Source organism: Phreatobacter aquaticus, assembly GCF_005160265.1.
In the GTDB taxonomy this organism is placed as follows: Bacteria; Pseudomonadota; Alphaproteobacteria; order Rhizobiales; family Phreatobacteraceae; genus Phreatobacter; species Phreatobacter aquaticus.
On record NZ_CP039865.1, the window covers coordinates 1,199,131 to 1,224,023 of the forward strand.

Genomic DNA, 24,893 nt, shown 5'->3' on the forward strand with positions numbered 1-24,893 from the left:
ATGGCTGTTCTCAAGGGCGGTGAAATCGACCGGTTTCTGAAGGCGCCGGATAGTGCCCGCCCGATCATCCTGATCTACGGCCCCGATGCCGGCCTCGTCGGTGAGCGGGCTCGCATGCTGGCCAAGGCCGCTGTTCCCGATCTGGATGACCCCTTCTCCGTGGTGCGCCTGGAGGGCGACAGTCTCGCTTCCGATCCGGCCCGCCTTGCAGACGAGGCTGGTACCGTCGCGATGTTCGCCGCGCGCCGCCTGATCTGGGTGAAAGCCGGCGACAAGTCTTTCGCCGCCGCGGTCACTCCGCTGCTCGCTGCGCCACCGGCCGACGCGATCGTGCTGATCGAGGCAGGCGACCTCAAGAAGAATGCCCCCTTGCGCGTCGAAGCCGAACGCTCGGCGAAGGCAGCCGTCATTCCCTGCTATTCCGACGGCGAGGCCGACATCCGCAGGCTGGTGTCCGATGAGGTCGCCCAGGCCGGCATGGTGATCGACCCGGATGCCGCAAGTCTGCTGGTGGCCCATCTCGGTGGCGATCGGCTGGCATCGCGCGCCGAGATCCAGAAGGTCTGCCTCTATGCCCACGGCAAGGAGCGGATCAGCGCCGAAGACGTCGAGGCGATCGCCGGCGACAGCATGGCGCTCGGTATCGATGAAATCATCGACGCGGCGGCAGGCGGCGAGCCCGCCATCCTCGACCGGCTGCTGGTGCGTGCCGATGCATCGGGCGTCGCTGCTCCGCAGATCATGTCCGCCATGGGCCGCCACCTCGGATCGCTCCACAAGGCAAGGGTCGCAGTCGAGAAAGGCTCATCCGTCGAGACGGCCGCCGATCGGTTCGAGCCGCCGCTATTCTTCCGCAGGAAGGCACTGGTTCAGCGCCAGCTGAACCGTTGGTCCGCCGCGCGCCTGGAGCGCATGATGGTGCGTGTTGCAGAAGCCACATTCGAGACCCGTATCAAGGCGGATCTTGCAACAGCCATCGTCAATCGCACGCTGATGGCGATCGCGATGAACGCCAGGGCGACGAAGCGCTGAACCTCAGCCGTTGAGGCGGCGGGCAACCTCGTCCAGTTGCTCGAGCGACTTGTAGCGGATGCGCAATTCGCCACCCGCCCCCCGGTGATCGATCGTCACCACCATGCCAAGCCGGTCCGACAGTGACTTCTCGAGGGCGCGGGTATCAGCGTCCTTCTCGACGCGCTCGCGCTGCCGGGGCGCACGACCCGCCTGCTCGGCCTGATCCTGCGCAAGCGCTTCGACCTGGCGGACATTCAGGCCCTGCTCGACGATTTCGGCAGCGACTCGATCGGGATTGGCGTGTGACAGCAGCGCGCGCGCATGGCCCGCGGTGAGCTGGCCGTCGCGCAGGTAGGTCTGCACCTTGTCCGACAGCTTCAGCAGGCGCAGCGTATTGGCGACATGGCTGCGGCTCTTGCCGATGACCTTGGCAAGGTCGGTCTGGCTGTAGCCGAACTGCTCGATCAGCTCATTATAGCCCTGCGCTTCTTCCAGCGCGTTCAGGTCAGCGCGCTGGACGTTTTCGATGATCGCCAGCTCGAGAGCCTCACGATCACCGACCTCGACGAGATGAACCGGGATCTCGTGCAGACCCGCCAGCTGCGCCGCCCGCCAGCGGCGTTCGCCGGCAACGATCTCATAGGCGTCGACAGCGCCAGCCACGGTCCTGACGACGATCGGCTGGATGATACCGCGCTCGCGGACAGAGTCCGCCAGCTCCTGGAGATCCTCCTCCCGGAAGGTCCGGCGCGGATTACGCGGATTGGCGCGAACGAACTCGATCGGCACCTTGCGCGTGGCCCGCAGCCGGTCAACAGCCGCCGTTTCCTCGCCAACATCGCCGATCAGGGCCGCAAGCCCCCGGCCAAGGCGCTGACGCACCGCCTCTTCCGCCATGACATCCTCCTGGGAAGCGCCGCCGCACGCGGCCTCCTGGTCGATCCGGGACCGAATCGAACTCGATTACGCTGCGCGCAGAACTTTTTCGCGCTGGATGATTTCCGACGCCAGCCGCAGATAGGCCTGGCTACCGACGCACTTCAGATCATAGAGCAGCACCGGCTTACCGTAGCTCGGCGCCTCCGACACCCGCACATTGCGCGGAATGATGGTCTGATAAACCTTGTCGCCCATGAATTGGCGGACGTCATCGACGACCTGGGCTGACAAGTTGTTGCGGGCATCATACATGGTCAGAACGATGCCATGGATGGTGAGCCCCGGGTTGAGCGTCGCCTTCACCTGCTCCACCGTCTTGATCAGCTGCGAAAGGCCCTCGAGCGCGAAGAACTCGCACTGCAGCGGAACCAGAATCGCGTTGGCCGCCGACATCGCGTTGATGGTCAGCAGGTTGAGCGACGGCGGGCAATCGATGAGCACATAGGAATACTGGCTGGCGACGCTGTCGATGGCGTTCCGCAGCCGAAACGCACGGTCGCGGGCACTGGCGATTTCCAGCTCGACGCCCGACAGATCCATGGTCGATGGCGCGATCGACAGGCGCGGGATCGAGGTTTCCTGGATGGCGTCGGCGAGCGTGATATCGCCAACCAGAACATCGTAGGTGGACTTCTCCCGCGAGCGGCGGTCGACACCGAGCCCGGTCGAAGCATTGCCCTGCGGATCGAGGTCGACGATCAGCACCTTCTCGCCGATGGCGGCAAGCGCCGTCCCCAGGTTGATGGCGGTTGTCGTCTTGCCGACGCCCCCCTTCTGGTTTGCGAGAGCCAGAATCCGGGGACCGCTGAAAGCGGGGGACGAAGAGATCATCGCCATGACGGACCGTCCGACGTTAGAGAAAGCTAGGATGCGACTGGTTCGGCGCGTCGGACCGTGACGATGCGTCCGTCTTGTTCCGTGACGCTTGGCGTCAGCACGGTGTCGAGCTTCCAATATTTAGCGGCTTGCGTCAATTCGGACCCTACATCTTGTCCCTTCGGAAAGAGTCCAAAGGCCCCAGTTTTCAACAGGGGAACGCTAAGTCTGACCAGCTGATCGAGCGGCGCAAGCGCACGGGCTGTCACCACGTCGACCGGCTCGGTCCATTGAGCCAAAACGCCTTCGATCCGGAAGGCATGGATCGTCGCGGGCACGCCCATCTGGCGGGCTGCCTCCCGGAGGAACGCAGCCTTGCCGAGCTTGCTCTCGACCAAATGGATCCGGGTGCCGGCACGCTCCGCCAACACAGCCGCAATGACAAGGCCTGGAAGCCCGCCGCCCGATCCAAGATCGACCCAGGTGCGCGCATCCGGTGCTAGCGCCGCGAGCTGCAGACAGTCGGCAATATGGCGCTCCCAGACAGCCGACAGGGTGTGTGGCGAGACCAGGTTCTTCACCGGGTTCCAGCGCCGCAGAAGACTGACATAGAGGACCAAGCGATCCTGCGTTTCACGTGAAACGGCAACGCCCGCCTGTCGCGCGGCGGCCTCAGCGGCTGCCCGATCTGAAACATTGGCGGCCATGATCAAGCCGCTCCTGCTTCGCGCCGGGCCCAGATGGCGATCAGCGTCAGCGCCGCCGGCGTCATACCGTCCATCCGTGCCGCCTGCCCCAGTGTTTCGGGACGGTACCGAATCAACTTCGCCCGGATCTCGTTGGACAGTCCTGGGACAGAAAGCGTTTCCCAGTCGGTCGGCAGAGCCAGAGCTTCCTCACGCCGATAGAGGTCGGCCTCGGCCGACTGGCGCTTCAGATAGACGGAATAGCGCGCATCTGTCTCGACCTGCTCCGCCAGCTTAGGATCAACTTCGCTCAGGTGAGGCCAGGCACGAGCAAGGTCCGACCAGGCGATCTCGGGGTGAGACAGCAACTCGAAACCGTTCCGCCGGACACCGTCTTGATTGAGCGCGATCCCAAACTCGGCTGCCTGGTTGGGCGTCAGCGACAGGCTTTCGACCTGGCGGCGCAACGCCTGCAGCGCCTCAAGCTTGGACCGGAACCGAATCGAACGAGCATCGCCGACACAGCCAAGCGCCAGGCCCTTCGACGTCAGCCTCTGGTCCGCGTTGTCGGCTCGTAACGACAGACGGAACTCTGCACGCGAGGTGAACATGCGATAGGGCTCTGTGACCCCCCGGCTGGTGAGATCATCGATCATCACTCCGAGATAGGCCTCGTCCCGCCCAAAGGTCACGCCATCGCCGCCACCCGCCCGGCGAGCCGCGTTGATGCCCGCAACCAGGCCCTGCCCTGCGGCTTCCTCGTAGCCGGTCGTGCCATTGATCTGGCCAGCCAGAAACAGCCCGCGGATGCGGCGTGTCTCGAGGGTCTGGGCCAGCTCGCGGGGATCGATATGGTCATACTCGATCGCATAGCCGAACCGGCGAACCGCGACCTTCTCAAGCCCAGGGATCGTCCTCAGGAACGCGTCCTGGACATCCTCGGGCAGAGACGTGGAAATCCCGTTGGGATAGACGGTGTCATCGTCGAGGCCCTCGGGCTCCAGGAAGATCTGGTGGCCATCGCGGTCACCGAACCGGACAACCTTGTCCTCAACGGAGGGGCAATAGCGCGGGCCGATGCCCTCGATCCTCCCGCCATACATGGCAGACCGGCCAAGATTGTCCCTGATGATACGGTGGGTCGCGTCAGTGGTTCGGGTGATGCCGCAGGCGATCTGCGGATTGGTGATCGCCCCCGTCATCATGGAGAACGGTTCCGGATCCGAATCGGCTTCCTGCTTCTCCAGGCTTGCCCAATCGATCGTTCGTCCATCGAGGCGAGCCGGCGTCCCCGTTTTCAGCCGGCCAAGCGCAAAGCCATGCGCGAGCAGGCTCTCGGACAGCCGCACGCTGGGCGCTTCGTCCACGCGGCCCGCCGGGATCTGCTTTTCGCCAATGTGGATGAGACCCCGCAGGAATGTCCCCGTGGTGATCACCAGTGCCCCGCACGACACCTCACGACCATCAGCGAGAACCAGACCGGTCAAACGGCCACCATCGATCTTGAGCTCGGCGGCCTCCTGCTCAACGACAGTGAGCCCCTCCTGGGCCCGAACCATCGTCTGGATCGCCCGCGCATAGAGCTTGCGATCAGCCTGGGTACGCGGGCCACGGACTGCCGGCCCCTTCCGGCGATTGAGCAGCCGGAACTGGATGCCGCCAAGATCAGCCGCGCGGCCCATAAGACCATCCAGCGCATCGATCTCGCGAACCAGATGGCCCTTGCCAAGGCCGCCAATGGCCGGATTGCAGGACATGGACCCGATCGTGTCGAAGCGATGGGTCACCAGCGCGGTCCGGGCGCCCATGCGGGCCGCGGCGGAGGCCGCTTCGCAACCGGCGTGGCCACCGCCAATCACAACGACATCAAAGGACAGATCGATTGCCATGGCCGCTTCTACCGCAGCATCGCGGTCAGGGTCAAAGCACTCGGACGCAAGTGTGCCCAAATCGGGCTTGGGTCATATCGGTGGCGAATCGATCGTTTCACGTGAAACACCTGGCCCTACTTGCCGATGCAGAACGACGAGAAGATCACGTCGAGGATCGCTTCGGCTCCGACTCGACCCGATCCGCGGGCCAAGCCAAGCGATGCGAGGCGGAGATGCTCCGCCACGATATCAGCCGCCTCGTCCCAATCCGCAATCGACAGAGCCGCGTCGCTGTGGCTCAGCGCATCGGCAAAGGTCTGGCGATGCCGCTCCCGGACGAGAACGGCGGGCTCTCCGCCAGCAAGGTTCGCGGCAAATGTCCCGAGATCCTGGATCAGCTCCGCCAGGCCCTCCCCGGTCACAGCGGAAATGGAGCGGCCGCCAGCCTCGTTGGCTGCAAGGCCTGGGACCCGATCGATCTGGCTACGGATATTCCAGACTGGGACTGCGTCCGGCAATCCAGCCGCAGCACCCGCATGCCTGGGATCGAGCCAGAGGATCAAATCCGCCTTGTGAAGCCGGTCACGCGCCCGCCTGATGCCTTCCGCCTCAACCGCGTCGCTAGCCTCCCGGATCCCCGCCATGTCCAGCAGCACGACCGCGACCCCATGGAGGTCCAAGTGCACCTCGATCACATCGCGGGTTGTTCCGGCAATCGGTGAAACGATCGCGACATCCCGCCCAGACAATGAATTGAGCAAGGTCGACTTTCCGGCATTCGGCGGGCCAGCAATGGCAATTGTCACACCGTCCCGGATGCGCTCACCGCGACCAGCATCAGCCATATGGCGGCGGATGGAGTCTGCGACGTGTGTGACGAGTCCGCGGGCTTCCTGGACAATAGCCGATGACACATCGCCTTCATCCGAGAAGTCGATCGATGTCTCCACCAGGGCAAGGGCACGGGTCAGGGTGACCTGGAGCCTATCCGTAACGCTTCCGATTCGACCCTGATATTGGGCGAATGCCTGGCGTCGTTGCGCCTGGGTTTCAGCTGTCAGGAGATCGGACAGGCCTTCGACCGAGGCGAGATCGAGCTTGCCATTCTCAAAAGCGCGCCGGGTGAACTCACCGGGTTCCGCAGCGCGGACGCCGTCGATGGCAAGGATGGCGGAGAGAACACCAGCGACAACGGCCCTGCCGCCATGAACATGGAACTCGGCCACATCCTGGCCGGTAAAGCTGCGCGGGCCTGGGAACCACAGGACCAAGGCCACGTCCAGTGTTTCACGTGAAACAGGATCGTTGAGCTTGGTGAGTATGGCCTGGCGCGGCTGAGGCATACGGCCGATCAGTGCCGAGACGACCGTGCCGGCGGCGGGGCCCGACACGCGCAACACCGCGATTCCGGCCATACCGGGTGCCGTCGAGACCGCTGCAATGGTGTGCGCCAGACTGGTCACGCCGGACTGCCAATGCTTGGCCTGAGGACTTATTCCGGATCCGAATCGGACGGGTGAGGTCCAATTCGTTCCGGGGATGAATCGATCAGGTGTTCATCGAATCGAAGAAGTCACCGTTCGACTTCGTCTGCCTGAGCTTGTCGAGCAGGAACTCGATGGCATCCACCGTGCCCATCGGATTGAGGATCCGGCGCAGCACATACATCTTCTTGAGGATGTCGGCCGCGACCAGCAGCTCTTCCTTGCGCGTTCCCGAGCGGGTGATGTCGATCGAGGGGAAGGTGCGCTTGTCGGCGACCTTGCGGTCGAGAATGATTTCGGAGTTGCCGGTGCCCTTGAACTCTTCAAAGATCACTTCATCCATCCGGCTGCCCGTATCGATCAGCGCTGTCGCGATGATGGTCAGCGAGCCGCCTTCTTCGATATTGCGCGCCGCGCCGAAGAAGCGCTTGGGCCTCTGCAGGGCGTTCGCATCGACACCGCCGGTCAGCACCTTGCCGGACGACGGTACCACCGTGTTGTAGGCGCGGCCGAGACGGGTGATCGAGTCGAGGAGAATAACCACGTCGCGGCCGTGCTCGACCAGGCGCTTGGCCTTCTCGATCACCATTTCGGCGACCTGGACGTGACGCGTTGCCGGCTCGTCGAAGGTCGAGGAGATCACCTCGCCATTGACCGAGCGCTGCATGTCCGTGACTTCTTCCGGACGCTCATCGATCAAAAGGACGATCAGGTAGCACTCGGGGTGATTGCGCGTGATCGACTGCGCGATGTTCTGCAGAAGAACGGTCTTACCAGTCCGCGGCGGCGCAACGATCAGCGCGCGCTGGCCCTTGCCGAGCGGAACCACCACGTCCATCACCCGGGCCGAGAAATCTTTTTTTGTCGGATCATCGCTCTCCATCTTGAGGCGCTGATTCGGATAGAGCGGGGTGAGGTTGTCGAAATTGACCTTGTGGCGAGCCTTTTCCGGCTCTTCGAAATTAATCAGGTTCACCTTCACCAGGGCGAAATAGCGCTCACCCTCCTTCGGCGATCGGATCTGACCCTCGATCGTGTCGCCGGTCCGCAGGCCGAACCTGCGAATCTGCGACGGAGACACGTAGATATCGTCCGGACCAGCGAGATAATTGGCATCCGGTGACCGCAGGAAGCCGAAACCGTCCTGCAGGACCTCGATGACGCCCTCGCCGATGATGTCGATTTCCTGCGCAGCCAGCTGCTTGAGGCAGGCAAACATCATTTCCTGCTTGCGCAGCGTCGACGCGTTCTCGACCTGCAGCTCCTCTGCGAAAGCCAGAAGCTCGGTCGGGGACTTGGACTTGATGTCCTGGAGTTTGATCTGCTGCATCGGAACCGTGGGATTGCAGGACGGCCGTGGGCGCGGACAAAAAACCGGAACCGCACCACAACGAAGGAAAAGCGAGGATCGCAGATCTGGAGATCGAAACCGGGGAGGTCTCTGCCGGGTCTTCGGCGTCGGGCCTGTGGCGCCGCCGCGGATAACCCTGTCTGCGTTAGGAAGGAGTGCTTGGAATAAGCGCAGCGCTAACCAATTGCAAGCCCCGCCGGAACAGCACCGTCAGAACGGCTTGACGATGACCAGAATGACGATCGCGATCATCAGGACAGTCGGCACTTCGTTCATCGCGCGCCAGTAGCGGTGGCTCTTGGTGTTGCGATCCTCGGCAAAGTCACGCACGGCGGCGCTGAACCGGCCATGCACCGCCGACAGGGCCAGCACCAGAACCAACTTGCCGTGCAACCATCCCCCCCGAAATCCATACATCGTCCAGGCGAGCCACAGACCCAGCACCCAGGTCACGATCATCGCGGGATTGATGATATATTCCAGAAGCTTCGCCTCCATCACCTTGAAGGTCTCGGAGGTCTCCGAACCCACCGCCACGCCACAATGATAGACGAAAAGACGCGGCAGATAGAGCATGCCGGCCATCCACGAGATCACCGCGACCACATGGAAGGCCTTGATCCAGAGCACGGCATCCACGGGCAGGACGAAGGTCAATCCGAGCGCCAGGACGACGGTCGAGACCAGTGCGATCATCGCTCTGCGCCCGCGATCCTTCGCCGTCATGCCGGGCCCAGCCATCACGCGCTCCAGGCCCGGACGCGGGCGATCATCCGCTCGACATGCTCGATCGGCGTCGGCGGCAGAATGCCGTGGCCGAGGTTGAAAATCAGCCGTCCCGCGCCATAGCTCGCCAGAACCCGGTCCACGGCCCGGTCCAGCGCATCGCCGCCAGCGAGCAACGCGATCGGATCGACATTGCCCTGAACAGCGACCCTGGTCTGGATTTCACGTGAAACAAAGGCCGCATCGGCGGTCCAGTCGAGCCCGACAGCCTGAACACCAGCAGCCTCGACCAGCCGCTTCAGCCGAAAACCCGCGCCCTTCGGGAAGCCGATGACCGGAATTCCCGGCGCAATCGCCCTGAGACCTTCGACGATCCGCCGGACGGGGTCGACGCACCAGCGCTCGAATTCCGGCTCCGGCAGAACGCCCGCCCATGTATCGAAGATCTGCACTGCGTCGGCGCCGGCCGCGACCTGGCCTGCCAGATAGGCAATCGACGTCTCGACGAGACGGTCGATCAGCAACTGGAACCCCTCCGGATCGCGATAGGCGAACAGCCTGGCGGCAACCTGGTCCTCCCCGCCCCGTCCGGCCACCATATAGGTCGCAACGGTCCAGGGGGCCCCGCAGAAGCCCAGCAAAGTGACATTGACCGGCAATGAAGCCTTCACCCGGGCCACCGTCTCGTAAACCGGAGAGACGACATCAGGAGAGAGATCTCGCTCCAATCGGCCAAGTCCCGACCGGTCACTGATCGGATCGAGCCGGGGCCCTTCGCCCGCCTCGAATGTCACCGTCTGTCCCAATGCATGCGGCACGACCAGGATGTCGGAAAACAGGATGGCGCCATCGAAGCCGAACCGTCGGATCGGCTGCAGTGTCACCTCGGCGGCTTTGGCCGGATCGAAGCAAAGCCCGAGGAACGAGCCGGCTTCGGCACGAAGCGCACGATATTCCGGCAGATAGCGGCCGGCCTGGCGCATCATCCAGATCGGCGGCGAGGCCTGACGCTGGCCATTGAGAACCGCGAGAAGGGGCTTATGCACGGGCACTCCTGCCTTCCTTGCTTCCCCTCAAGACTCTTCTTGAAGAGAATCTTCTTAGATTCCTTGAGGCGGGATTAAGCGAAGCCAAGAGCGTGCACAACCTGTCCCCAGCATCCACCCAAAAGGAGGGGTCCTGGAACAGGAGCGAGCTCTCGCTCCAGCTGATTGACTCCATGGAGTCTTTTCGCCGTCTCCGTCTATCACCCTTCCACTTATCCCCGTTGCCCACCGAAGGCGACCCTCCAGCTCTCCCTCGCGACAATCTGGGGACGGCCTCTGGCATAACCCGGTGAAAGTCCTTGCCCAAACCGTTTTGGCATGGCCTTGTCCGCATTCATCCACAGGCCTTGGACCCTTTCGTCCACCGGCGAGAGCGATGCCGCATCGACACGACAGCTACTTCCACCTTCACCTGGTCTCGGATGCCACCGGCGAAACGCTGATGAGCGTCGGCCGTGCCGCGGCCGTCCAATATGCGACGGTCTCAGCGATCGAACATGTCTATCCGCTGGTCCGATCGCAGAAGCAGCTCGACCGGGTGATCACCGAGATCGAGGGCAATCCCGGCATTGTTCTCTATACGCTGGTCGACAAGGAATTGTCCGACCGCCTCGAGACGCAATGCCGAGAATTCGGTTGTCCCTGCCTGTCGGTTCTGGCCCCGGTCCTGTCCATGTTCCAGAATTACCTGGGCGCTGCGTCAACACCCAGGGTCGGCGCGCAGCATGTCCTGAATGCTGAATATTTCCAGCGCATCGATGCCCTCAACTATACGATGATGCATGACGATGGGCAGCTTCCCGAAAACTGGGAAGAGGCCGATGTTCTGCTTGTCGGTGTGTCGCGAACATCCAAGACACCGACGTCGATCTATCTTGCCAATCGCGGCGTGAAGACCGCCAACATGCCGCTTGTCCCCGGTATCCCGCTTCCGCCCCATCTCGAGGCCGTCAAGAAGCCGCTGGTCGTCGGCCTGTTCGCCAGCCCCGAACGCATCGTGCAGATCCGCGAGAACCGGATTCTCAGCCTCAATGCGACGCAGGACAAATCGAGCTATGTCGATCGCAGCGCGGTCGCCGAAGAGATCACGGCCTCGCGCCGGCTGTTCACCGAGAAGCGCTGGCCGATCATCGACGTGACCCGGCGGTCCATCGAGGAGACGGCCGCGGCCATCATCTCGCATCTCAAGGACCACCGCCGCATGATGTCCGACAGGGACAACGCATGAAGCTGGTTCTTGCGTCGAAATCGCCGGCGCGCGCGGCCATGCTGGCCGGTGCCGGGCTGGATGTCGAACTGGTTCCCGCCGCCATTGACGAGCGCGCGCTGGATGAAGCCTGGACCGCAGCCGGCCATGGACCGGCACAGGTCGCCCGGCTGCTGGCCGAGGAGAAGGCGAAGGCCGTCAGCCTCTCCATGCCCGGTCGCGTGGTGATCGGCGCCGACCAGACGCTGGCGCTCGGCCATCGCCGCTATTCCAAGCCGAAGGATGTCACCGAGGCCCGCGATCATCTGATCTCATTCCGGGGGCGAATCCATCATCTGCATTCCGGCGTCGCCCTGGTTCGTGACGGAGCCGTTCTGTTCGCGACCGTTGGTTCGGCGGCGATGCATGTCCGCGCCTTCTCGGATGCCTTCCTGGACACCTATGTCGCGACCATGGGCGACCAGATCCTCGGCTCGGTCGGCTGCTATCAATTCGAGGGTCTCGGCATCCAGCTCTTCGACCGGATCGACGGCGACTATTACACCATCCTTGGCATGCCGCTTCTGGCCTTGCTCGCCGCGCTCCGGCGCGAGGGACTGGCCGAGACATGACGAAGGCCTGCGTCATTGGCTGGCCGGTCGAACATGCCCGCTCGCCGATCATTCACAATCATTGGATCAAGACTTACGGAATCACAGGCTCTTATGGTCGTGAGCTCATCGAACCCGGCAAGGTCGGTTCCTTCCTGAAGAACCTGCGGGACCTCGGCTATGCCGGCTGCAACATCACGGTGCCTCACAAGGAGGAGGCACTGGCGGCTCTCGACGATATCGATCCGACGGCCGCCGCCCTTGGCGCCGTCAATACGGTCTGGCTCGATCAGGATCGGCTCTGCGGCATGAACACCGATGTGCCCGGATTTCTCGCCAATCTCGATGAAACGGTACCGGAATGGACGCGCCGCACCACCCATGCCGTGGTGCTCGGAGCGGGCGGCGCTGCGCGCGGCATCGTCTATGGATTGGTGAACAGCGGGGTCGAGACCGTAACGGTAGTGAATCGATCGCTTGACCGCGCCGAGGCCGTTGCGGCGATCTATCCGGGCCGCGCCCGGGCCCTGGCGATGGCGGATGTCGGTGGCTTGCTCCCAAGAGCCGATCTGCTGATCAACACCACATCGCTCGGCATGAAGGGCCAGCCAGCGCTCGATCTGCCGCTCGACAGGCTGAAGCCTGACGCGATCGTGGCCGATATCGTCTATGTGCCACTGAAGACCAGCTTGCTTGTCGAGGCCGAGGCGCGCGGCCATGCCATTGTTGGCGGCCTCGGCATGTTGTTGCACCAGGCCGTACCGGGATTCGAGCATTGGTTCGGTGTGAAGCCGGAGGTCACCCGTGACCTCTATGATCTCGTCGCCGCCGATATCGAGGGCCGCTGACATGTTCATTCTCGGCCTCACCGGTTCGATCGGCATGGGAAAATCAACGACCTCGGGCTTCTTTCGAGAGGCCGGCATCCCCGTCTATGACGCCGATGCCGCCGTCCACCGGCTCTATTCCGGCAAGGCCGCGCCGCTGATCGAGCAGGCCTTCCCGGGAACCACGGCTGATGGCGTGGTCGACCGGCTGAAGCTTGGCGCAGCCGTGCTGGGCAATTCGGACGCGATGAAGCGGCTGGAATCGATCATTCATCCCCTGGTGCAACAGACCCAGCAGGATTTCCGCCGCACCTGCCGCGAGCAGTCCAGGCCGCTGGTCGTGCTGGACATTCCGCTTCTGTTCGAGACCGGTGGCGATGCCCGTGTCGATGCGGTCGCGGTGGTGTCCGCTGCACCCGACATCCAGCGTGCCCGGGTTCTGGCGCGTCCAGGGATGACGGCCGACAAGTTCGAGGCCATTCTGGCGCGGCAGATGGCCGATTCGGACAAGCGGCGCCGCGCCCATGTGGTCATTGATACGGGGCTCGGCCTGGAGCCCGCCCGCCGTCAGGTGCAGTCGATCATCCGGGCCCTGGCCGGCGCTCAAGGGAGCCATTGATGCGCGAGATCATTCTCGACACCGAAACGACCGGACTTGATCCGCTGCGTGGCGACCGCCTCGTGGAAATCGGTTGCATCGAGCTCGTCAACCATTTCCCGTCGGGCCAGACCTACCACGTTCAGATCAATCCCGAACGCGACATGCCGGAAGAGGCCTTCCGGGTCCACGGCCTGTCGGGCGAGATGCTGGCAACCAAACCGGTCTTCGAGCGTGTGGTGGAGGAGTTTCTCGCCTTCATCGGCGACGCCCGCCTGGTCATCCACAATGCCTCCTTCGACATGGGCTTCATCAACGCCGAGCTGAAGCGCTCGGGCCGCGAGCCGATCCCGATGGACCGGGTGGTGGATACGCTTGCCATGGCCCGGCGCCGGTTTCCGGCGGCATCGAACAGCCTGGATGCCCTGTGCAATCGTTTCGGCATCGACAAGTCGAAGCGGACAGTCCACGGCGCGCTGGTGGACGCCGAGCTGCTCGCCGACATCTATATCGAGCTGATCGGCGGCCGGCAGGCCTCGTTCGGCCTGTCGGATGCCCGTCGCGCCAGCCAGCAGCGCGGTGGCGTGTCGGTGCGCGTGCGCGAGCGGCCTCAGGCCCTGGCGCCCCGGCTGACCGAAGCGGATATCGCTGAACATGCCGCCTTCATTGCCCAGATGGGCGACAAGGCGATCTGGTACGACACATTGCCGAGGCCCGAACCGCAGGGCTGACGCGCGACGGGGCGGTTCTTGACCCCCCGGCTGCATGCCGATACGAATGACGGAACAATGACGGGCCCCCCTTGGAGGGCCCCTTTTCATCGGACCGATGAATGGTCGATCACACGCCGATCAGCCGGCTCGCCATGCGCCAACGTTCCGATGTGCGCCATGACGACGACGCGCGATTTCTCCGCAACTGGCTGAAGAACCCGCTGCGCATGGGCGCCGTCACGCCGTCGGGCCCGGTGCTCGCGCGCAAGATGGCGAGCTATGTCGATCCCGCCGGCACCGGCCCTGTGATCGAGCTTGGACCCGGCACCGGACCGATGACGGCGGCTCTCGTCGCCCGCGGCGTCGATCCCGCCCGTCTCGTGCTGGTGGAATATTCCGTCGAATTCTGCCGGCTGCTGCGCGAGCGCTTTCCCCTGGCGACCGTGGTTCACGGCGATGCCTATTCGCTGTCGAAGACGCTGGCCGGCAAGCTCAGCCAGCCGGCCGACGCGCTGGTGTCCGGCCTGCCGCTGGTCACCCGGCCCGAGCCCATCCGCATGAAGTTGCTCGCCGAGGCCTTCGACCTGATGAAGCCCGGCGCGCCGTTCATCCAGTTCACCTATGCGGTGGTCTCGCCGATTCCGATCAAATCAGGCGGTTTCTCAGCCGAACCCTCGGAGCGCGTCTGGCGAAACATTCCGCCTGCCCGCGTCTGGGTCTATCGCCGCGGCGGCTCCTGACGGGCGGCTCAATCCGGCCAGCACTGGCCGTGCCCGACCGCATAGACGCGGTCGTCGCCCAGCATTAGCACCGACAACCCTTCAGGAAACAGCCGTGATATCGCGGGATCGCGCAGGTTGAGCCCGCCGGCATAGGTGCCCATGGCCGGCATGATCAGGCGCTGGCCGTCATGGACGAAGGCGCGACGGCGCACCGCCCGTCCGCGGCCCCGGATCTTGGCGCAAGGGTGGAGATGGCCGGCGATTTCCGGCCCCGTGGGCCTGAGGCTCGGCTCATGGATGAAGGCAATGCCCGCCTCGTCCAGGCTGTCGGCATGGCTGCCCGCAAGCGCGCCCGAGAGGTCCGGATCGTGATTGCCGGCGATCCACAGCCAGTCGACGCCGCGCTGGAGACCGGCAAGAACCGCCCGATCGTCCTCCGCCATCCGCGCCGGCCCGGCACCATCGTGAAAACTGTCGCCCAGTGCCACCACCCGGCGCGGCCGGTAGCGGGCGATCAGCGCCGCCAGTGCGGCCAGCGTGACGCCGGTATCGTAGGGCGGCAGGAACTGGCCGCGGGTGGCGAAGCTCGAGCCTTTTTCGAGATGCAGATCGGAGACGACCAGCGTGGCGGCCGCGTCCCACCACAGCGCGCCGGCACAATCCGCGACGAAATCCTCAGCCCCGAGGGTCAGGATCGTGTCTGCCGCCGCCTTGTCCGCCAGTGCCGCCATCATCCTCATCGTCCGACGCCGGCTTCCGCCAGCAGATCTGATTCCGCCTCCGCCATGATGGCTTCGGCCGCCTCGCCATAGACCGGCTCGCGGCCGATCTCCAGCATGACCGGCACCGCCAGCGGCGAGATCCGCTCGAGATCCTTGTGCACGATTCGGCCCTTGATGCGCGACAGCATCTGCGCCAGGCGGGCAATGTCGAGGAGGCCGGTTGCCGCATCGGCGCGGGCCGCGCGCAAGAGCAGATGGTCCGGCTCGTGGCGGCGCAGCACGTCATAGACGAGATCGGTCGAAATCGTCACCTGCCGGCCGGTCTTTTCCTTGCCGGGATGGCGCCGCTCGATCAGCCCGGCAATGACCGCGCAGGTGCGGAACGTGCGTTTCATCATCTGGCTCTCGTCGAGCCAGGCCTCGAGATCGTCGCCCAGCATGTCCTGGTCGAACAGGGCATCGATCGATAGGTCGCCCCGCCGTATGGCGGCTCCCAGGTCCGACAGGCCCCAGACCGAGATCGAATAATCATTGGCGACGAAGCCCATGGGGCGGAGCTTCAGCCGCTCCAGCCGCCGGGTCAGCAACATGCCGAGCGTCTGGTGGGCGAGGCGGCCCTCGAACGGATAGGCGACGAGATAGGACTTGCCCGAGCGCGGGAAGGTCTCGACCAAGAGCTGGTCGCGCCTGGGGATCACCGAGCGGAACCGCTGCAGTTCCAGCCATTCCGACACCTGATCGGGGAGTTTCGACCACGAGGCCTGATCGGCCAGCATGGCGCGCACGCCCTCGGCGAGAAAGGTCGAGAGCGGAAACTTGCCGCCGGCATAGGCCGGAACCTTCGGCTCGGTGGCGGAAGACCTCGCCACATAGACCTCGTTCTCCACCAGCGCCTCGTAGCGCAGCACCTCGCCGGCGAACACGAACGTATCGCCCGGCACCAGCCCCTCGACGAAATATTCCTCCACCTCGCCGAGAACCCTGCCGCCGCGGGCGATCGGCCCGGAATAGCCATGGGCCGGCTGGCGGGCCGAGCGCACCAGCCGGATCTTCAGCATGGGCGATTCGACGATCGTGCCGACATTGATCCGGTATTGGGTCGCAAGCTTCGGATGGCTCAGGCGCCAGGCGCCGTCCTTGCCCTGGCGGATCTTGGCGAAGCGCTCGTAGGACTTCAGCGCATAACCGCCGGTGGCCACGAAGGCGACCGTATCCTCGAAATCCTTGGGGCTGAGATCCGCATAGGGCGCGGCCGAGCGGACTTCCTCATAAAGCTGATTCACGTGAAACGGTCCGGCGCAGGCCGTGCCCAGCACATGCTGCGCCAGCACGTCGAGCGCGCCTTTGCGCAGGGGTTGCGTATCCTGCGCCCCCTTCGCCACAGCATCGATGGCAGCGCGGCACTCCATCACCTCGAACCGGTTCGCCGGCACCAGAATGGCCTCGGACGCCTCATCGAGGCGATGGTTGGCCCGGCCGATCCGCTGCATCAGCCGGCTCGCGCCCTTTGGCGCGCCGACATTCATGACGAGATCGACATCGCCCCAATCGATGCCGAGATCGAGCGAGGAGGTGCAGACGACCGCCTTCAGCTTGCCGGCGGCCATGGCGTCCTCGACGCGGCGGCGCTGCGTCACGTCCAGCGAACCGTGATGGAGCGCAATCGCCAGCCCATCCTCGTTGATCGTCCACAGCGCCTGGAAGATCATCTCGGCCTGCGAGCGCGTGTTGACGAAGACCAGCGTCGTGCGATGGGTCTGGATCGCGGCATAGATGTCGGCCAGCGCATGGCGCGCCGAATGGCCGGCCCAGGGCAGCCGCGCCGCGCTGTCGAGCATAGAGACCTCGGCCTGTGCTCCCTTCTCCGCCACCACGATATCGGCGGCGATGGCGTCAGGCCCCTGCGGCACGAGAAACCGCGCGAGATCGGCGGGATCGCTGACCGTTGCCGACAGCCCGACGGTGGTGAGATGCGGCGCGAGGCGAAACAGCCGGGCAAGCCCCAGCGACAGGAGATCGCCGCGCTTGGAGGTGACCAGCGCATGCAGCTCGTCCAGCACCACGCGGCGGAGCGAGCCGAAGAGATGCGGCGCATCGGCGGAGGCGAGCAGAAGCGCCAGCTGTTCCGGCGTGGTGAGCAGGATATCCGGCGGATCGGCGCGCTGGCGTGCCCGTTTCGAGGCCGGCGTGTCGCCGGTGCGCGTCTCGATGCGCAGCTTCAGGCCCATCTCGTCGACGGGCTTGTAGAGATTGCGCGCCACATCCACGGCCAGCGCCTTGAGCGGTGAAATATAGAGCGTGTGCAGGCCGCGTCCGCGATTGGGCCTGGCCTCGGCAAGCTCCACCAGCGTCGGCAGGAAGCCCGCCAGCGTCTTGCCGGCGCCGGTCGGCGCCACCAGCAGGGCCGAGCGGCCCTCGGCCGCGACCTTCAGGAGATCGAGCTGATGGGCACGCGCGGCCCAGCCGCGGCTCGCGAACCAGGCGGCAAAGCGCGGAGGCAGGAGACCGGGCTCTCCCATGACGGCCGGGGCGCGGCGAGGCATGGGACAGAACTAAAGGAGAACGGCCGGCTGGTCGAGAGAAAGCAAACTCACGTCCTATTATGTAGCGTGATGGCTCGCGGTATCCCATTTGACAGCGAGCCCAAGCTGAAACGAGTCCTGATGCCACTCCTTATTCTCACCCTCCTCGCCACTCTCTCTGGCGCCCTTGGCGTTGGGCTCTCCGCGCTGGCCTCCCACGCCTATGCCGGCACGAGCCTGTCGGTGGCGGCGTCCATGCTGCTGATCCATGCGCCGGCTCTGCTGGCGGCGGCGGCGGGCATCAAGGCGGGGGTTCTGAACCGGAGCGTCGGGCTTGCCGGGGCCTATGTGCTGGCGGCCGGCCTCGCGCTGTTCTCGGGCGATCTCGTCGTGCGCACGCTCTATGGCGTGGCGCTGTTCCCCATGGCCGCGCCCATCGGCGGCATGGGGCTGATCGGCGGCTGGCTGGTTCTGGGTGTCGCGGGGCTGATGGCGCCCAGGGATTGAGGGCTTTCAAGGGTCCTTCGAGGCTCGGCTGAAGCCTCGCACCTCAGGATGAGGTGAGGAGAGGGCCGATCTCGTTCTCCTGCCATGTGCGGGCTCCCGCCTGTCCTCATCCTGAGGTGCGAACGACAGCGAGCCTCGAAGGATCGTTTCACCGCTGGCGCAGACCTTCACCTCGCCCCGTTGGGGAGAGGTCGACCGAAGGCGGAGCCTGAGGGCGGGTGAGGGGCTTTCGATCTCCCCGGTGATAGCTCGCCCCCTCACCCGGACGCTTCGCGTCCGACCTCTCCCCAACGGGGCGAGGTGAAGCGCGCGCCCGGCCGGATTTGCGCGCTTACCGAACAATCAAGAAGGATCCTTCGAGGCTCGGCGCAGGCGCAATCCTCTCCTGATCGTCATGCCCGGCCTTGTGCCGGGCATCCACGACTTCTGTCGGCCCAGGATCAAGGCGTGGATGGCCGGGACAGGCCCGGCCATGACGCTGGGAGTGCGGGTGCAAAGCGGAGAGTGCCGAAAGCGCAGACCTTCACCTCGCCCCGTTGGGGAGAGGTCGACCGAAGGCGAAGCCTGAGGGCGGGAGAGGGGCTTTCGATCTCACCGGTGACAGTTCGCCCCCTCACCCGGACGCTTCGCGTCCGACCTCTCCCCAACGGGGCGAGGTGAAGCGCGTGCCCGGCAGGTCTTGCGCGCATTGAGGAGCCTGGAGCGGACGAAACCCTCTCCCGTTCACGGGGAGAGGGAAGGGTGAGGGGCCGGTTCGGCCTGGGAGAATGGACGGGGTCTGGCGCGGGTGGCGGGCGGCCCGACCCGCCCTCACGACGTCACCCCCGGCGAGCCGCGTCGCGGCAAGGGAAGGGGGTCCAGGAGCCACCTGCACGGTCATTCCGCCGCGCCTGGGCTCGCAAGCGGCTGCGAGGACCCGCCGCGGGGTCCTGGATCCCGTTCCCCTCGGCTGCGCCTCGGCCGGGGATGACGTCCGGGTGCGTGGCGGCGGCGGATCGGCGAGGCCAACAATCAACGGCCAGTCCGGCTCCACCCCCGTTCCACGTGAAACGACTTGCGCGTTCCACGCGCATCCGCCGTTCGGCTCATCTCCCTAGGCGGCATCGGCGAGAATGCTATTGTCGCCGGCCCTGCAGCCGAGAGGCCGAGCCCGTGACGTTCCTTTCCCCCGCCGGCCAGGCCGAGGCCTCCGACATCGACGGCCGCGCCGCCTGGATCCGCCTCGGCATCGCCATCGCGCTTGGCACGATCGGCGGCGTCGGCATGTGGTCGGTGGTGGTCGTGCTGCCCGCCGTGCAGGCCGATTTCGGCGTGGCGCGGGGTGACGCCTCGCTGCCCTACACATTCGCGATGATCGGCTTGGCAATAGGCGGCGTGGCGCTCGGCCGGCTCACCGACCGGTTCGGCATCATGCTGCCGGCCATTGGCGGCGGGCTGATGCTGGCCCTGGGCTATGTCATCGCAGGCCTCGCCCCCAATATCTGGGTCTTCGCCATCGCCCACGGCCTGTTCATCGGCATGCTGGGCTCGGCGGCCGTGTTCGGGCCGCTCATGGCCCATGTCTCGCTCTGGTTCAACAAGCGGCGCGGCATCGCGGTCGCCATCTGCGCCTGCGGCAATTACATCGCCGGTGCCATCTGGCCGCAGGTCGTGCGCGTTCTGCTCGACGCCTATGGCTGGCGGGTCACCCATCTGATCATCGCGGTCATCGTCGTGGTGACCATGACGCCGCTGGCCCTGATGCTGCGTCGCAAGCCACCGGCCGAGCCCGCGGCGGTGCCCGGCGCGCCGATCAGCCGCCATGGCGGTTCACTCGGCCTCTCGCCCAATGCACTGATGGTGTTGCTGGCGGTGGCGGGCGTTGCCTGCTGCGTCGCCATGGCCATGCCGCAGGTCCATATCGTCGCCTATTGCGCCGATCTCGGCTATGGCGTGGCCCGTGGCTCGGAAATGCTGTCGCTGATGCTCGGTTTCGGCATCATTTCGAGGGTCGGCACCGGCTTCATCGCCGACCGGATCGGCGGGCTGGCGGCGCTGCTGCTCTCGTCGGCGCTGCAGGGCGTGGCTCTGCTCCTGTTCCTCACCTCCGACGCGCTGACGCCGCTCTACATCTTCTCCATCCTGTTCGGCCTGTTCCAGGGCGGCATCGTGCCCTGCTACGCCATCGTCGTGCGCGAGTATTTCTCGCCCGGCGAGGCGGCAACCCGCGTCGGCGTGGTGCTGATGTCGACCCTGCTCGGCATGGCGCTCGGCGGCTGGCTGTCCGGCGTGATCTACGACCTGACGCGGTCCTACCAGGCGGCCTTCATGAACGGCATCGCGTGGAATCTGGTGAACCTGACGGTCATGGGCTGGTTGCTCATGCGGCGCGAGCGGCTCGCGCGGGCCTGACGCCGCCGAAACTTGGCGGTCGACGGGCTGGTACGGGCCATTGTATCCCTATTGGCCTCACCCCCGGGAGCTCCCATGGTGCCTGTCACCCACATTCCGGTCGATGTCCGCAATGTCGATCAGCTGTTCGCCTCGTTCGATCCCTCGCCGTTTCACGAGCACAGCCTGAACAGCACGGCGGCGCAGTATATTGCCTCGCAGGCCTGGTACGCCCCGCGCTCGGCAACCTTTGTCATCGAGCTGACCATCAACGGCCGGCCGGCACCCGCCAAGGCCGTGCAGCAGCTGAAAGCCGTGCTCGGCGATCATTTCGCCCGCATGGCCGCCAATGAGGCGCAGAATTTCCGCAAGCTGATCCGCACCGGCCTGATCTCGCTCGCCATCGGCCTGTTCGTTCTGGCGATCTGCACGGCCCTGTCGCGCGGCGTCGACAACATGCCGATCCCCGATGGCTGGCGCGAGGGCATCCGCGACGGCATCTCGATGTTCGGCTGGGTTGCCAATTGGCGGCCGGCGCAGATCCTGTTCTACGACTGGTGGCCGGTGCGCCGCTCGCGCAACCTCTATCGCCGCCTCACCCATGCCGGCGTGGTGGCGGGCAGCTCGAAGCGCGGTCAGGCCGATCCGGAAAATGACGCGCCGATCGATTCCATGCCGATCGAATCCGGGCCGACGTGACGTCCTAGTTGGAAGCCATCAGGCGGATCACTGCCGGGCCCATGATGACGACGAACAGGCAGGGCAGGAAGAACACGATCATCGGCACGGTCAGCTTGGGCGGCAGGGACGCCGCCTTCTTCTCGGCGTCCGACATGCGCATGTCGCGGTTTTCCTGGGCCATGACGCGCAGCGTGTTGGCGAGCGGCGTGCCGTAGCGCTCGGCCTGGATCAGCGCCATCGAGACCGCGCGCACGCCATCGAGATCGGTGCGCTTGGCCAGGTTCTCATAGGCCATGCGCCGGTCCTGCAGATAGGAAAGCTCGGCGGTGGTCAGCGTCAGTTCCTCGGCCAGCGCCACCGACTGGCTGCCGACCTCCTGGCTGACGCGCTTGAACGCCACCTCGATCGACATGCCGCTTTCCACGCAGATCAGCAGCAGATCGAGCGAATCCGGGAAGGCGCGCTTGATCGAGGTCTGCCGCTTGGTGATCTCGTTCTTCAGGAACAGCATGGGCAATTGCAGGCCGACATAGGCCGCAAACAGCGCCAGCAGCATGCGCACGATGGCCGGCTGCTTGATGTCGTTGATCACGAACAGATAGATCAGCGCCAGGAAGAAGGTGATGACCGGCACCACCATGCGGAACAGCAGGAAGACGAAATAGGGCGCCTGTCCGCGGTAGCCGGCCTGGATCAGCTTCATCCGCGCCTCGTCCTGGGCCAGATGCTTGGTCAGCTGCAGCTTGTCGACCACCATCATGATCCAGGCCTTGGTGGTCGGCCTGAGATTCGCGCGGTTGTTGCCGGCGGCCAGCGCCGCGCGCTCGCGCTCGCGGATCTTGTTGCGCTCCACCGACACCGCGCGCATGCGGCGGCCGAGATCGTCGCCCGCAACCAGCGGCATGGCGAAGGTCAGAATGGTCGCCATGACCGCGATCGCGATCAGCATCTGGATCATGAAGTCGCGGTCGTGGAGCCTGTCGAGGACGAGGTTCAGCATGGCTCAAGCCCCATCATCAGAAGTCGAAATTGATCATTTTGCGCATGACCATCACGCCGGTGAACATCCACAGCACGCAGCCCGCCAGCATCAGCCGGCCAAGCTCGGTGGTCCACAACAGCGAGATGTAGTGCGGCGTCGACATGTAGACGAAGATCATCACGGCCGGCGGCAGGCAGGCGATGATGGCGGCCGACGACTTGGCTTCCTGCGACAGCGCGACGATCTTGGCCTTCATCTTCTTGCGGTCGCGCAGCACCTTGGACAGGTTGCCGAGCGTTTCGGAGAGATTGCCGCCCGCCCGCTGCTGGATCGAGATGACGATGCAGAAGAAGTTGGCCTCGGCCACCGGCATGCGCTCGTAGAGCTTCAGCACCGCCTCATGCAGCGGAATGCCGAGCGCGGTCTGCTCGATGATGAAACGGAACTCGCCCTTCACCGGCTCCTGCGCCTCGGTCGCCACGATGCGCATGCAGTCGCCGATCGGCAGGCCGGCCTTGACGCCGCGCACGATGACATCGACGGCATTGGCCAGCTCATTGAGAAAGGCCGCCATGCGCCGCTTCTTCAGGAAGCCGAGCAGCCATTGCGGCAGGCCGAAGCCGCAGGCCACCGCGGCACCCACCGCCCAGAGCGGCGGCAGACCCGAGATCAGCACGCCGGCAAAGGCCACGAAGCCGAGCACGAAAGACAGGATGAAGAACTGCTTCTTCGACCAGGTCAGCCCCGCCTGGGTGATGCGGGCGGCCAGCGGCGGCCGCGACGCGCTGTTCTGCCGCCGGTCGATCTCCTTCAGCGTCTCCTCGATGCTCGGGCGCTTGGTGGCGGGCTCGTCGGCGCGGCGCACGGCGCGCGCGCTGGTGGCGGCAACCGCCTCCCGGCGCTCCTCGGCCTTCACCTCGCCCGACAGCAGCGGATAGATCAGCGCATAGGCAAGCCCGCCGGCGGAGAGCGTCGCGAGCGCGATGATGGCGAGGCTATCGAATTCCATGGCTGCTCACCTCATCGGCTCGCCGACATCGGCGGCGTCAAGTGCTGCCGCAAGACGCTGGTCTTCGCCGTAATAGCGGGCGCGATCCCAGAATTTCGGCCGGCCGATGCCGGTTGAACGGAACTGGCCCGCGATCTTGCCGTTCTCGTCCTCGCCCAGCATCTCGTAGACGAACAGGTCCTGGGTGATCGGCGTATCGCCTTCGAGACCGAGCACTTCGGTGATGTGGGTGATGCGGCGCGAACCATCGCGCAGGCGCGAGGCCTGGACGATGATGTCGACCGAGCCGACGATGATCTCGCGCACGGTCTTGGCCGGCAGCGAATAGCCGCCCATGGCGATCATGGATTCCATGCGGCTGAGGCATTCGCGTGGGCTGTTGGCGTGGATCGTGCCCATCGAGCCGTCATGGCCCGTGTTCATCGCCTGCAAAAGGTCGAACACCTCAGGTCCGCGAACCTCACCGACGATGATCCGCTCGGGCCGCATACGCAGGCAGTTCTTGACGAGGTCGGTCATGGTCACCCGGCCTTCGCCCTCGAGATTGGGCGGGCGGGTTTCCAGGCGCACCACATGCGGCTGCTGCAACTGAAGCTCGGCGGCGTCTTCGCAGGTGATGATGCGCTCGTCCGAATCGATGTAGCGCGTCAGACAGTTGAGCAGCGTCGTCTTGCCCGAACCCGTACCGCCGGAGACGACGACATTGCAGCGGACGCGGCCGATGATCTTCAGCACTTCCGCGCCTTCCGGCGAGATCGAGCCGAACTTGACCAGCTGTTCGAGCGTCAGCTTGTCCTTCTTGAACTTACGAATGGTGAGGGCGGCGCCGTCGATGGCCAGCGGCGGCGCGATCACGTTGACGCGCGAGCCGTCGGGGAGGCGGGCGTCGCAGATGGGCGAGGATTCGTCGACGCGCCGGCCGACCTGGCTGACGATCCGCTGGCAGATGTTCATCAGCTGCGAGGCGTCACGGAACCGGATACCGGTCTTCGAGATCTTGCCCGAGACTTCGATATAGACCGTGTTCGGACCGTTCACCATGATGTCGGCGATGTCGTCGCGGGCCAGCAGCGGCTCCAGCGGCCCATAGCCCAGCACGTCGTTGCAGATGTCCTCGAGCAGGTCCTCCTGTTCGGCAATCGACATCACCACGTTCTTGATCGTGATGATCTCGTTGACGATGTCGCGGATTTCCTCGCGCGCTGAGACGCCGTCGAGCTTGGCCAGCTGCGACAGGTCGATGGCCTCGATAAGGGCCCCGAAAACCTGGCTTTTCGTGTCGTAGAAACTGGCCGAGCGTTGACGCTCTTCGGACTGCGGCGGCGGCGGTGCGGCCGATGCCGGGGCGAGCGGAGGCGAGGTGTAGGTCGGTGTGTCGGACTGCCGGGGCGCGGCGGCAGGCAGCGGCACGCGCTCAAGCGTCCGGGTCCCCGCCGGGGCCTGGCCGAAACTTGGTCCAGTCGTGCCGCGCTTGCCGAACATGAGTTCTCAATTCCTATGCATGAGGCCC

At 65.1% G+C, this 24,893-nt stretch carries 23 protein-coding genes; 10 read left to right on the forward strand and 13 right to left on the reverse strand.

The genetic code is table 11. The features are described from left to right. A complete protein-coding gene (gene holA / locus E8L99_RS05540) occupies positions 1-1,032 on the forward strand; it encodes a DNA polymerase III subunit delta (protein WP_137098614.1) in 1,032 nt (343 codons plus the stop codon). 3 nt (positions 1,033-1,035) lie between these two features. Here the strand turns inward: holA and E8L99_RS05545 are convergent, their stop codons facing one another. The 8 genes from E8L99_RS05545 to hemE form a co-directional block, all read right to left on the reverse strand. After that, on the reverse strand, positions 1,036-1,911 hold the full coding sequence (locus E8L99_RS05545; RefSeq protein ID WP_137098615.1) for a ParB/RepB/Spo0J family partition protein: 876 nt from the start codon (positions 1,909-1,911) through the stop codon (positions 1,036-1,038). A 66-nt stretch (positions 1,912-1,977) separates the two neighbouring features. Next, positions 1,978-2,790 (reverse strand): ParA family protein, encoded by an 813-nt coding sequence (locus E8L99_RS05550; protein ID WP_391527475.1) that lies wholly within the window; start codon positions 2,788-2,790, stop codon positions 1,978-1,980. A gap of 26 nt (positions 2,791-2,816) precedes the next feature. Continuing rightward, the gene (gene rsmG / locus E8L99_RS05555; RefSeq protein ID WP_137098616.1) at positions 2,817-3,476 is read right to left on the reverse strand and encodes a 16S rRNA (guanine(527)-N(7))-methyltransferase RsmG; all 660 of its coding nucleotides are present in this window, start codon (positions 3,474-3,476) and stop codon (positions 2,817-2,819) included. A gap of 2 nt (positions 3,477-3,478) precedes the next feature. Beyond that, entirely contained in the window at positions 3,479-5,344 is a 1,866-nt protein-coding gene (gene mnmG, locus E8L99_RS05560; RefSeq protein WP_137098617.1) for a tRNA uridine-5-carboxymethylaminomethyl(34) synthesis enzyme MnmG, read from the reverse strand. A gap of 116 nt (positions 5,345-5,460) precedes the next feature. Then, positions 5,461-6,789: a tRNA uridine-5-carboxymethylaminomethyl(34) synthesis GTPase MnmE gene (gene mnmE, locus E8L99_RS05565; RefSeq protein ID WP_315862573.1), complete on the reverse strand. Its 1,329-nt coding sequence runs from the start codon at positions 6,787-6,789 to the stop codon at positions 5,461-5,463. An 85-nt stretch (positions 6,790-6,874) separates the two neighbouring features. Beyond that, on the reverse strand, positions 6,875-8,140 hold the full coding sequence (gene rho, locus E8L99_RS05570) for a transcription termination factor Rho (RefSeq protein ID WP_137098618.1): 1,266 nt from the start codon (positions 8,138-8,140) through the stop codon (positions 6,875-6,877). Between the two features lie 231 nt (positions 8,141-8,371). After that, positions 8,372-8,902, reverse strand: coding sequence for a protoporphyrinogen oxidase HemJ (hemJ, locus tag E8L99_RS05575; RefSeq protein WP_391527476.1), 531 nt, complete (start codon positions 8,900-8,902; stop codon positions 8,372-8,374). Continuing rightward, the gene (hemE, locus tag E8L99_RS05580) at positions 8,902-9,873 is read right to left on the reverse strand and encodes a uroporphyrinogen decarboxylase (protein ID WP_391527485.1); all 972 of its coding nucleotides are present in this window, start codon (positions 9,871-9,873) and stop codon (positions 8,902-8,904) included. The genes hemJ and hemE overlap by 1 nt, the downstream gene beginning before the upstream one ends. Before the next feature lie 436 nt (positions 9,874-10,309). Here hemE and E8L99_RS05585 point away from each other — a divergent pair, with 436 nt between their 5' ends. From E8L99_RS05585 to E8L99_RS05610, 6 genes are all read left to right on the forward strand, one after another. After that, on the forward strand, positions 10,310-11,161 hold the full coding sequence (locus E8L99_RS05585) for a pyruvate, water dikinase regulatory protein (RefSeq protein ID WP_137098620.1): 852 nt from the start codon (positions 10,310-10,312) through the stop codon (positions 11,159-11,161). After that, positions 11,158-11,751 carry a Maf family protein gene (locus E8L99_RS05590; protein WP_137098621.1) on the forward strand — a complete coding sequence of 198 codons (594 nt, stop codon included), beginning with the start codon at positions 11,158-11,160 and terminating at the stop codon, positions 11,749-11,751. The genes E8L99_RS05585 and E8L99_RS05590 overlap by 4 nt, the downstream gene beginning before the upstream one ends. Beyond that, positions 11,748-12,578: a shikimate dehydrogenase gene (locus E8L99_RS05595; protein WP_137098622.1), complete on the forward strand. Its 831-nt coding sequence runs from the start codon at positions 11,748-11,750 to the stop codon at positions 12,576-12,578. The genes E8L99_RS05590 and E8L99_RS05595 overlap by 4 nt, the downstream gene beginning before the upstream one ends. A 1-nt stretch (position 12,579) precedes the next feature. After that, positions 12,580-13,176, forward strand: a complete 597-nt coding sequence (coaE, locus tag E8L99_RS05600; protein ID WP_137098623.1) for a dephospho-CoA kinase — start codon at positions 12,580-12,582, stop codon at positions 13,174-13,176. Further along, on the forward strand, positions 13,176-13,886 hold the full coding sequence (gene dnaQ / locus E8L99_RS05605) for a DNA polymerase III subunit epsilon (RefSeq protein ID WP_137098624.1): 711 nt from the start codon (positions 13,176-13,178) through the stop codon (positions 13,884-13,886). The genes coaE and dnaQ overlap by 1 nt, the downstream gene beginning before the upstream one ends. A gap of 101 nt (positions 13,887-13,987) precedes the next feature. Continuing rightward, entirely contained in the window at positions 13,988-14,608 is a 621-nt protein-coding gene (locus E8L99_RS05610) for a class I SAM-dependent methyltransferase (RefSeq protein ID WP_391527477.1), read from the forward strand. An 8-nt stretch (positions 14,609-14,616) separates the two neighbouring features. Here E8L99_RS05610 and pdeM read toward each other — a convergent pair whose 3' ends face one another. Both pdeM and E8L99_RS05620 read right to left on the reverse strand, forming a co-directional pair. Further along, a complete protein-coding gene (pdeM, locus tag E8L99_RS05615) occupies positions 14,617-15,324 on the reverse strand; it encodes a ligase-associated DNA damage response endonuclease PdeM (protein WP_137098625.1) in 708 nt (235 codons plus the stop codon). A gap of 2 nt (positions 15,325-15,326) precedes the next feature. After that, positions 15,327-17,855 (reverse strand): ligase-associated DNA damage response DEXH box helicase, encoded by a 2,529-nt coding sequence (locus E8L99_RS05620; protein WP_137098626.1) that lies wholly within the window; start codon positions 17,853-17,855, stop codon positions 15,327-15,329. Between the two features lie 120 nt (positions 17,856-17,975). On the opposite strand from E8L99_RS05620, the gene E8L99_RS05625 reads away from it, so the two are divergent. The 3 genes from E8L99_RS05625 to E8L99_RS05635 all read left to right on the forward strand — a co-directional run bounded on the left by E8L99_RS05625 (position 17,976) and on the right by E8L99_RS05635 (position 21,410). Further along, a complete protein-coding gene (locus E8L99_RS05625) occupies positions 17,976-18,341 on the forward strand; it encodes a DUF423 domain-containing protein (RefSeq protein ID WP_137098627.1) in 366 nt (121 codons plus the stop codon). A gap of 1,152 nt (positions 18,342-19,493) precedes the next feature. Continuing rightward, the gene (locus E8L99_RS05630; RefSeq protein ID WP_252511267.1) at positions 19,494-20,732 is read left to right on the forward strand and encodes an MFS transporter; all 1,239 of its coding nucleotides are present in this window, start codon (positions 19,494-19,496) and stop codon (positions 20,730-20,732) included. Between the two features lie 75 nt (positions 20,733-20,807). Continuing rightward, positions 20,808-21,410, forward strand: a complete 603-nt coding sequence (locus tag E8L99_RS05635; protein WP_137098629.1) for a hypothetical protein — start codon at positions 20,808-20,810, stop codon at positions 21,408-21,410. Between the two features lie 4 nt (positions 21,411-21,414). Here the strand turns inward: E8L99_RS05635 and E8L99_RS05640 are convergent, their stop codons facing one another. Genes E8L99_RS05640 through E8L99_RS05650 form a run of 3 tightly spaced genes read right to left on the reverse strand, consistent with a single transcriptional unit; the run spans position 21,415 to position 24,865 of the window. After that, positions 21,415-22,392, reverse strand: a complete 978-nt coding sequence (locus E8L99_RS05640) for a type II secretion system F family protein (protein ID WP_137098630.1) — start codon at positions 22,390-22,392, stop codon at positions 21,415-21,417. A gap of 16 nt (positions 22,393-22,408) precedes the next feature. Next, positions 22,409-23,383 (reverse strand): type II secretion system F family protein, encoded by a 975-nt coding sequence (locus E8L99_RS05645; protein ID WP_137098631.1) that lies wholly within the window; start codon positions 23,381-23,383, stop codon positions 22,409-22,411. Between the two features lie 6 nt (positions 23,384-23,389). Next, on the reverse strand, positions 23,390-24,865 hold the full coding sequence (locus E8L99_RS05650) for a CpaF family protein (RefSeq protein ID WP_137098632.1): 1,476 nt from the start codon (positions 24,863-24,865) through the stop codon (positions 23,390-23,392). Positions 24,866-24,893: the final 28 nt, after the last annotated feature.

Coding starts and splice junctions, on each gene's coding strand:
- hemE (WP_391527485.1), bottom strand. CDS start 9,873: ATGATGCGCCAGGCCGGCCGCTATCTGCCGGAATATCGTGCGCTTCGT.
- E8L99_RS05620 (WP_137098626.1), bottom strand. CDS start 17,855: ATGCCTCGCCGCGCCCCGGCCGTCATGGGAGAGCCCGGTCTCCTGCCT.
- E8L99_RS05585 (WP_137098620.1), top strand. CDS start 10,310: ATGCCGCATCGACACGACAGCTACTTCCACCTTCACCTGGTCTCGGAT.
- E8L99_RS05650 (WP_137098632.1), bottom strand. CDS start 24,865: ATGTTCGGCAAGCGCGGCACGACTGGACCAAGTTTCGGCCAGGCCCCG.
- mnmG (WP_137098617.1), bottom strand. CDS start 5,344: ATGGCAATCGATCTGTCCTTTGATGTCGTTGTGATTGGCGGTGGCCAC.
- coaE (WP_137098623.1), top strand. CDS start 12,580: ATGTTCATTCTCGGCCTCACCGGTTCGATCGGCATGGGAAAATCAACG.
- E8L99_RS05640 (WP_137098630.1), bottom strand. CDS start 22,392: ATGCTGAACCTCGTCCTCGACAGGCTCCACGACCGCGACTTCATGATC.
- dnaQ (WP_137098624.1), top strand. CDS start 13,176: ATGCGCGAGATCATTCTCGACACCGAAACGACCGGACTTGATCCGCTG.
- E8L99_RS05610 (WP_391527477.1), top strand. CDS start 13,988: ATGGTCGATCACACGCCGATCAGCCGGCTCGCCATGCGCCAACGTTCC.
- E8L99_RS05545 (WP_137098615.1), bottom strand. CDS start 1,911: ATGGCGGAAGAGGCGGTGCGTCAGCGCCTTGGCCGGGGGCTTGCGGCC.
- hemJ (WP_391527476.1), bottom strand. CDS start 8,902: ATGGCTGGGCCCGGCATGACGGCGAAGGATCGCGGGCGCAGAGCGATG.
- E8L99_RS05645 (WP_137098631.1), bottom strand. CDS start 23,383: ATGGAATTCGATAGCCTCGCCATCATCGCGCTCGCGACGCTCTCCGCC.
- E8L99_RS05635 (WP_137098629.1), top strand. CDS start 20,808: ATGGTGCCTGTCACCCACATTCCGGTCGATGTCCGCAATGTCGATCAG.
- E8L99_RS05625 (WP_137098627.1), top strand. CDS start 17,976: ATGCCACTCCTTATTCTCACCCTCCTCGCCACTCTCTCTGGCGCCCTT.
- rsmG (WP_137098616.1), bottom strand. CDS start 3,476: ATGGCCGCCAATGTTTCAGATCGGGCAGCCGCTGAGGCCGCCGCGCGA.
- E8L99_RS05590 (WP_137098621.1), top strand. CDS start 11,158: ATGAAGCTGGTTCTTGCGTCGAAATCGCCGGCGCGCGCGGCCATGCTG.
- rho (WP_137098618.1), bottom strand. CDS start 8,140: ATGCAGCAGATCAAACTCCAGGACATCAAGTCCAAGTCCCCGACCGAG.
- pdeM (WP_137098625.1), bottom strand. CDS start 15,324: ATGATGGCGGCACTGGCGGACAAGGCGGCGGCAGACACGATCCTGACC.
- E8L99_RS05550 (WP_391527475.1), bottom strand. CDS start 2,790: ATGGCGATGATCTCTTCGTCCCCCGCTTTCAGCGGTCCCCGGATTCTG.
- holA (WP_137098614.1), top strand. CDS start 1: ATGGCTGTTCTCAAGGGCGGTGAAATCGACCGGTTTCTGAAGGCGCCG.
- E8L99_RS05595 (WP_137098622.1), top strand. CDS start 11,748: ATGACGAAGGCCTGCGTCATTGGCTGGCCGGTCGAACATGCCCGCTCG.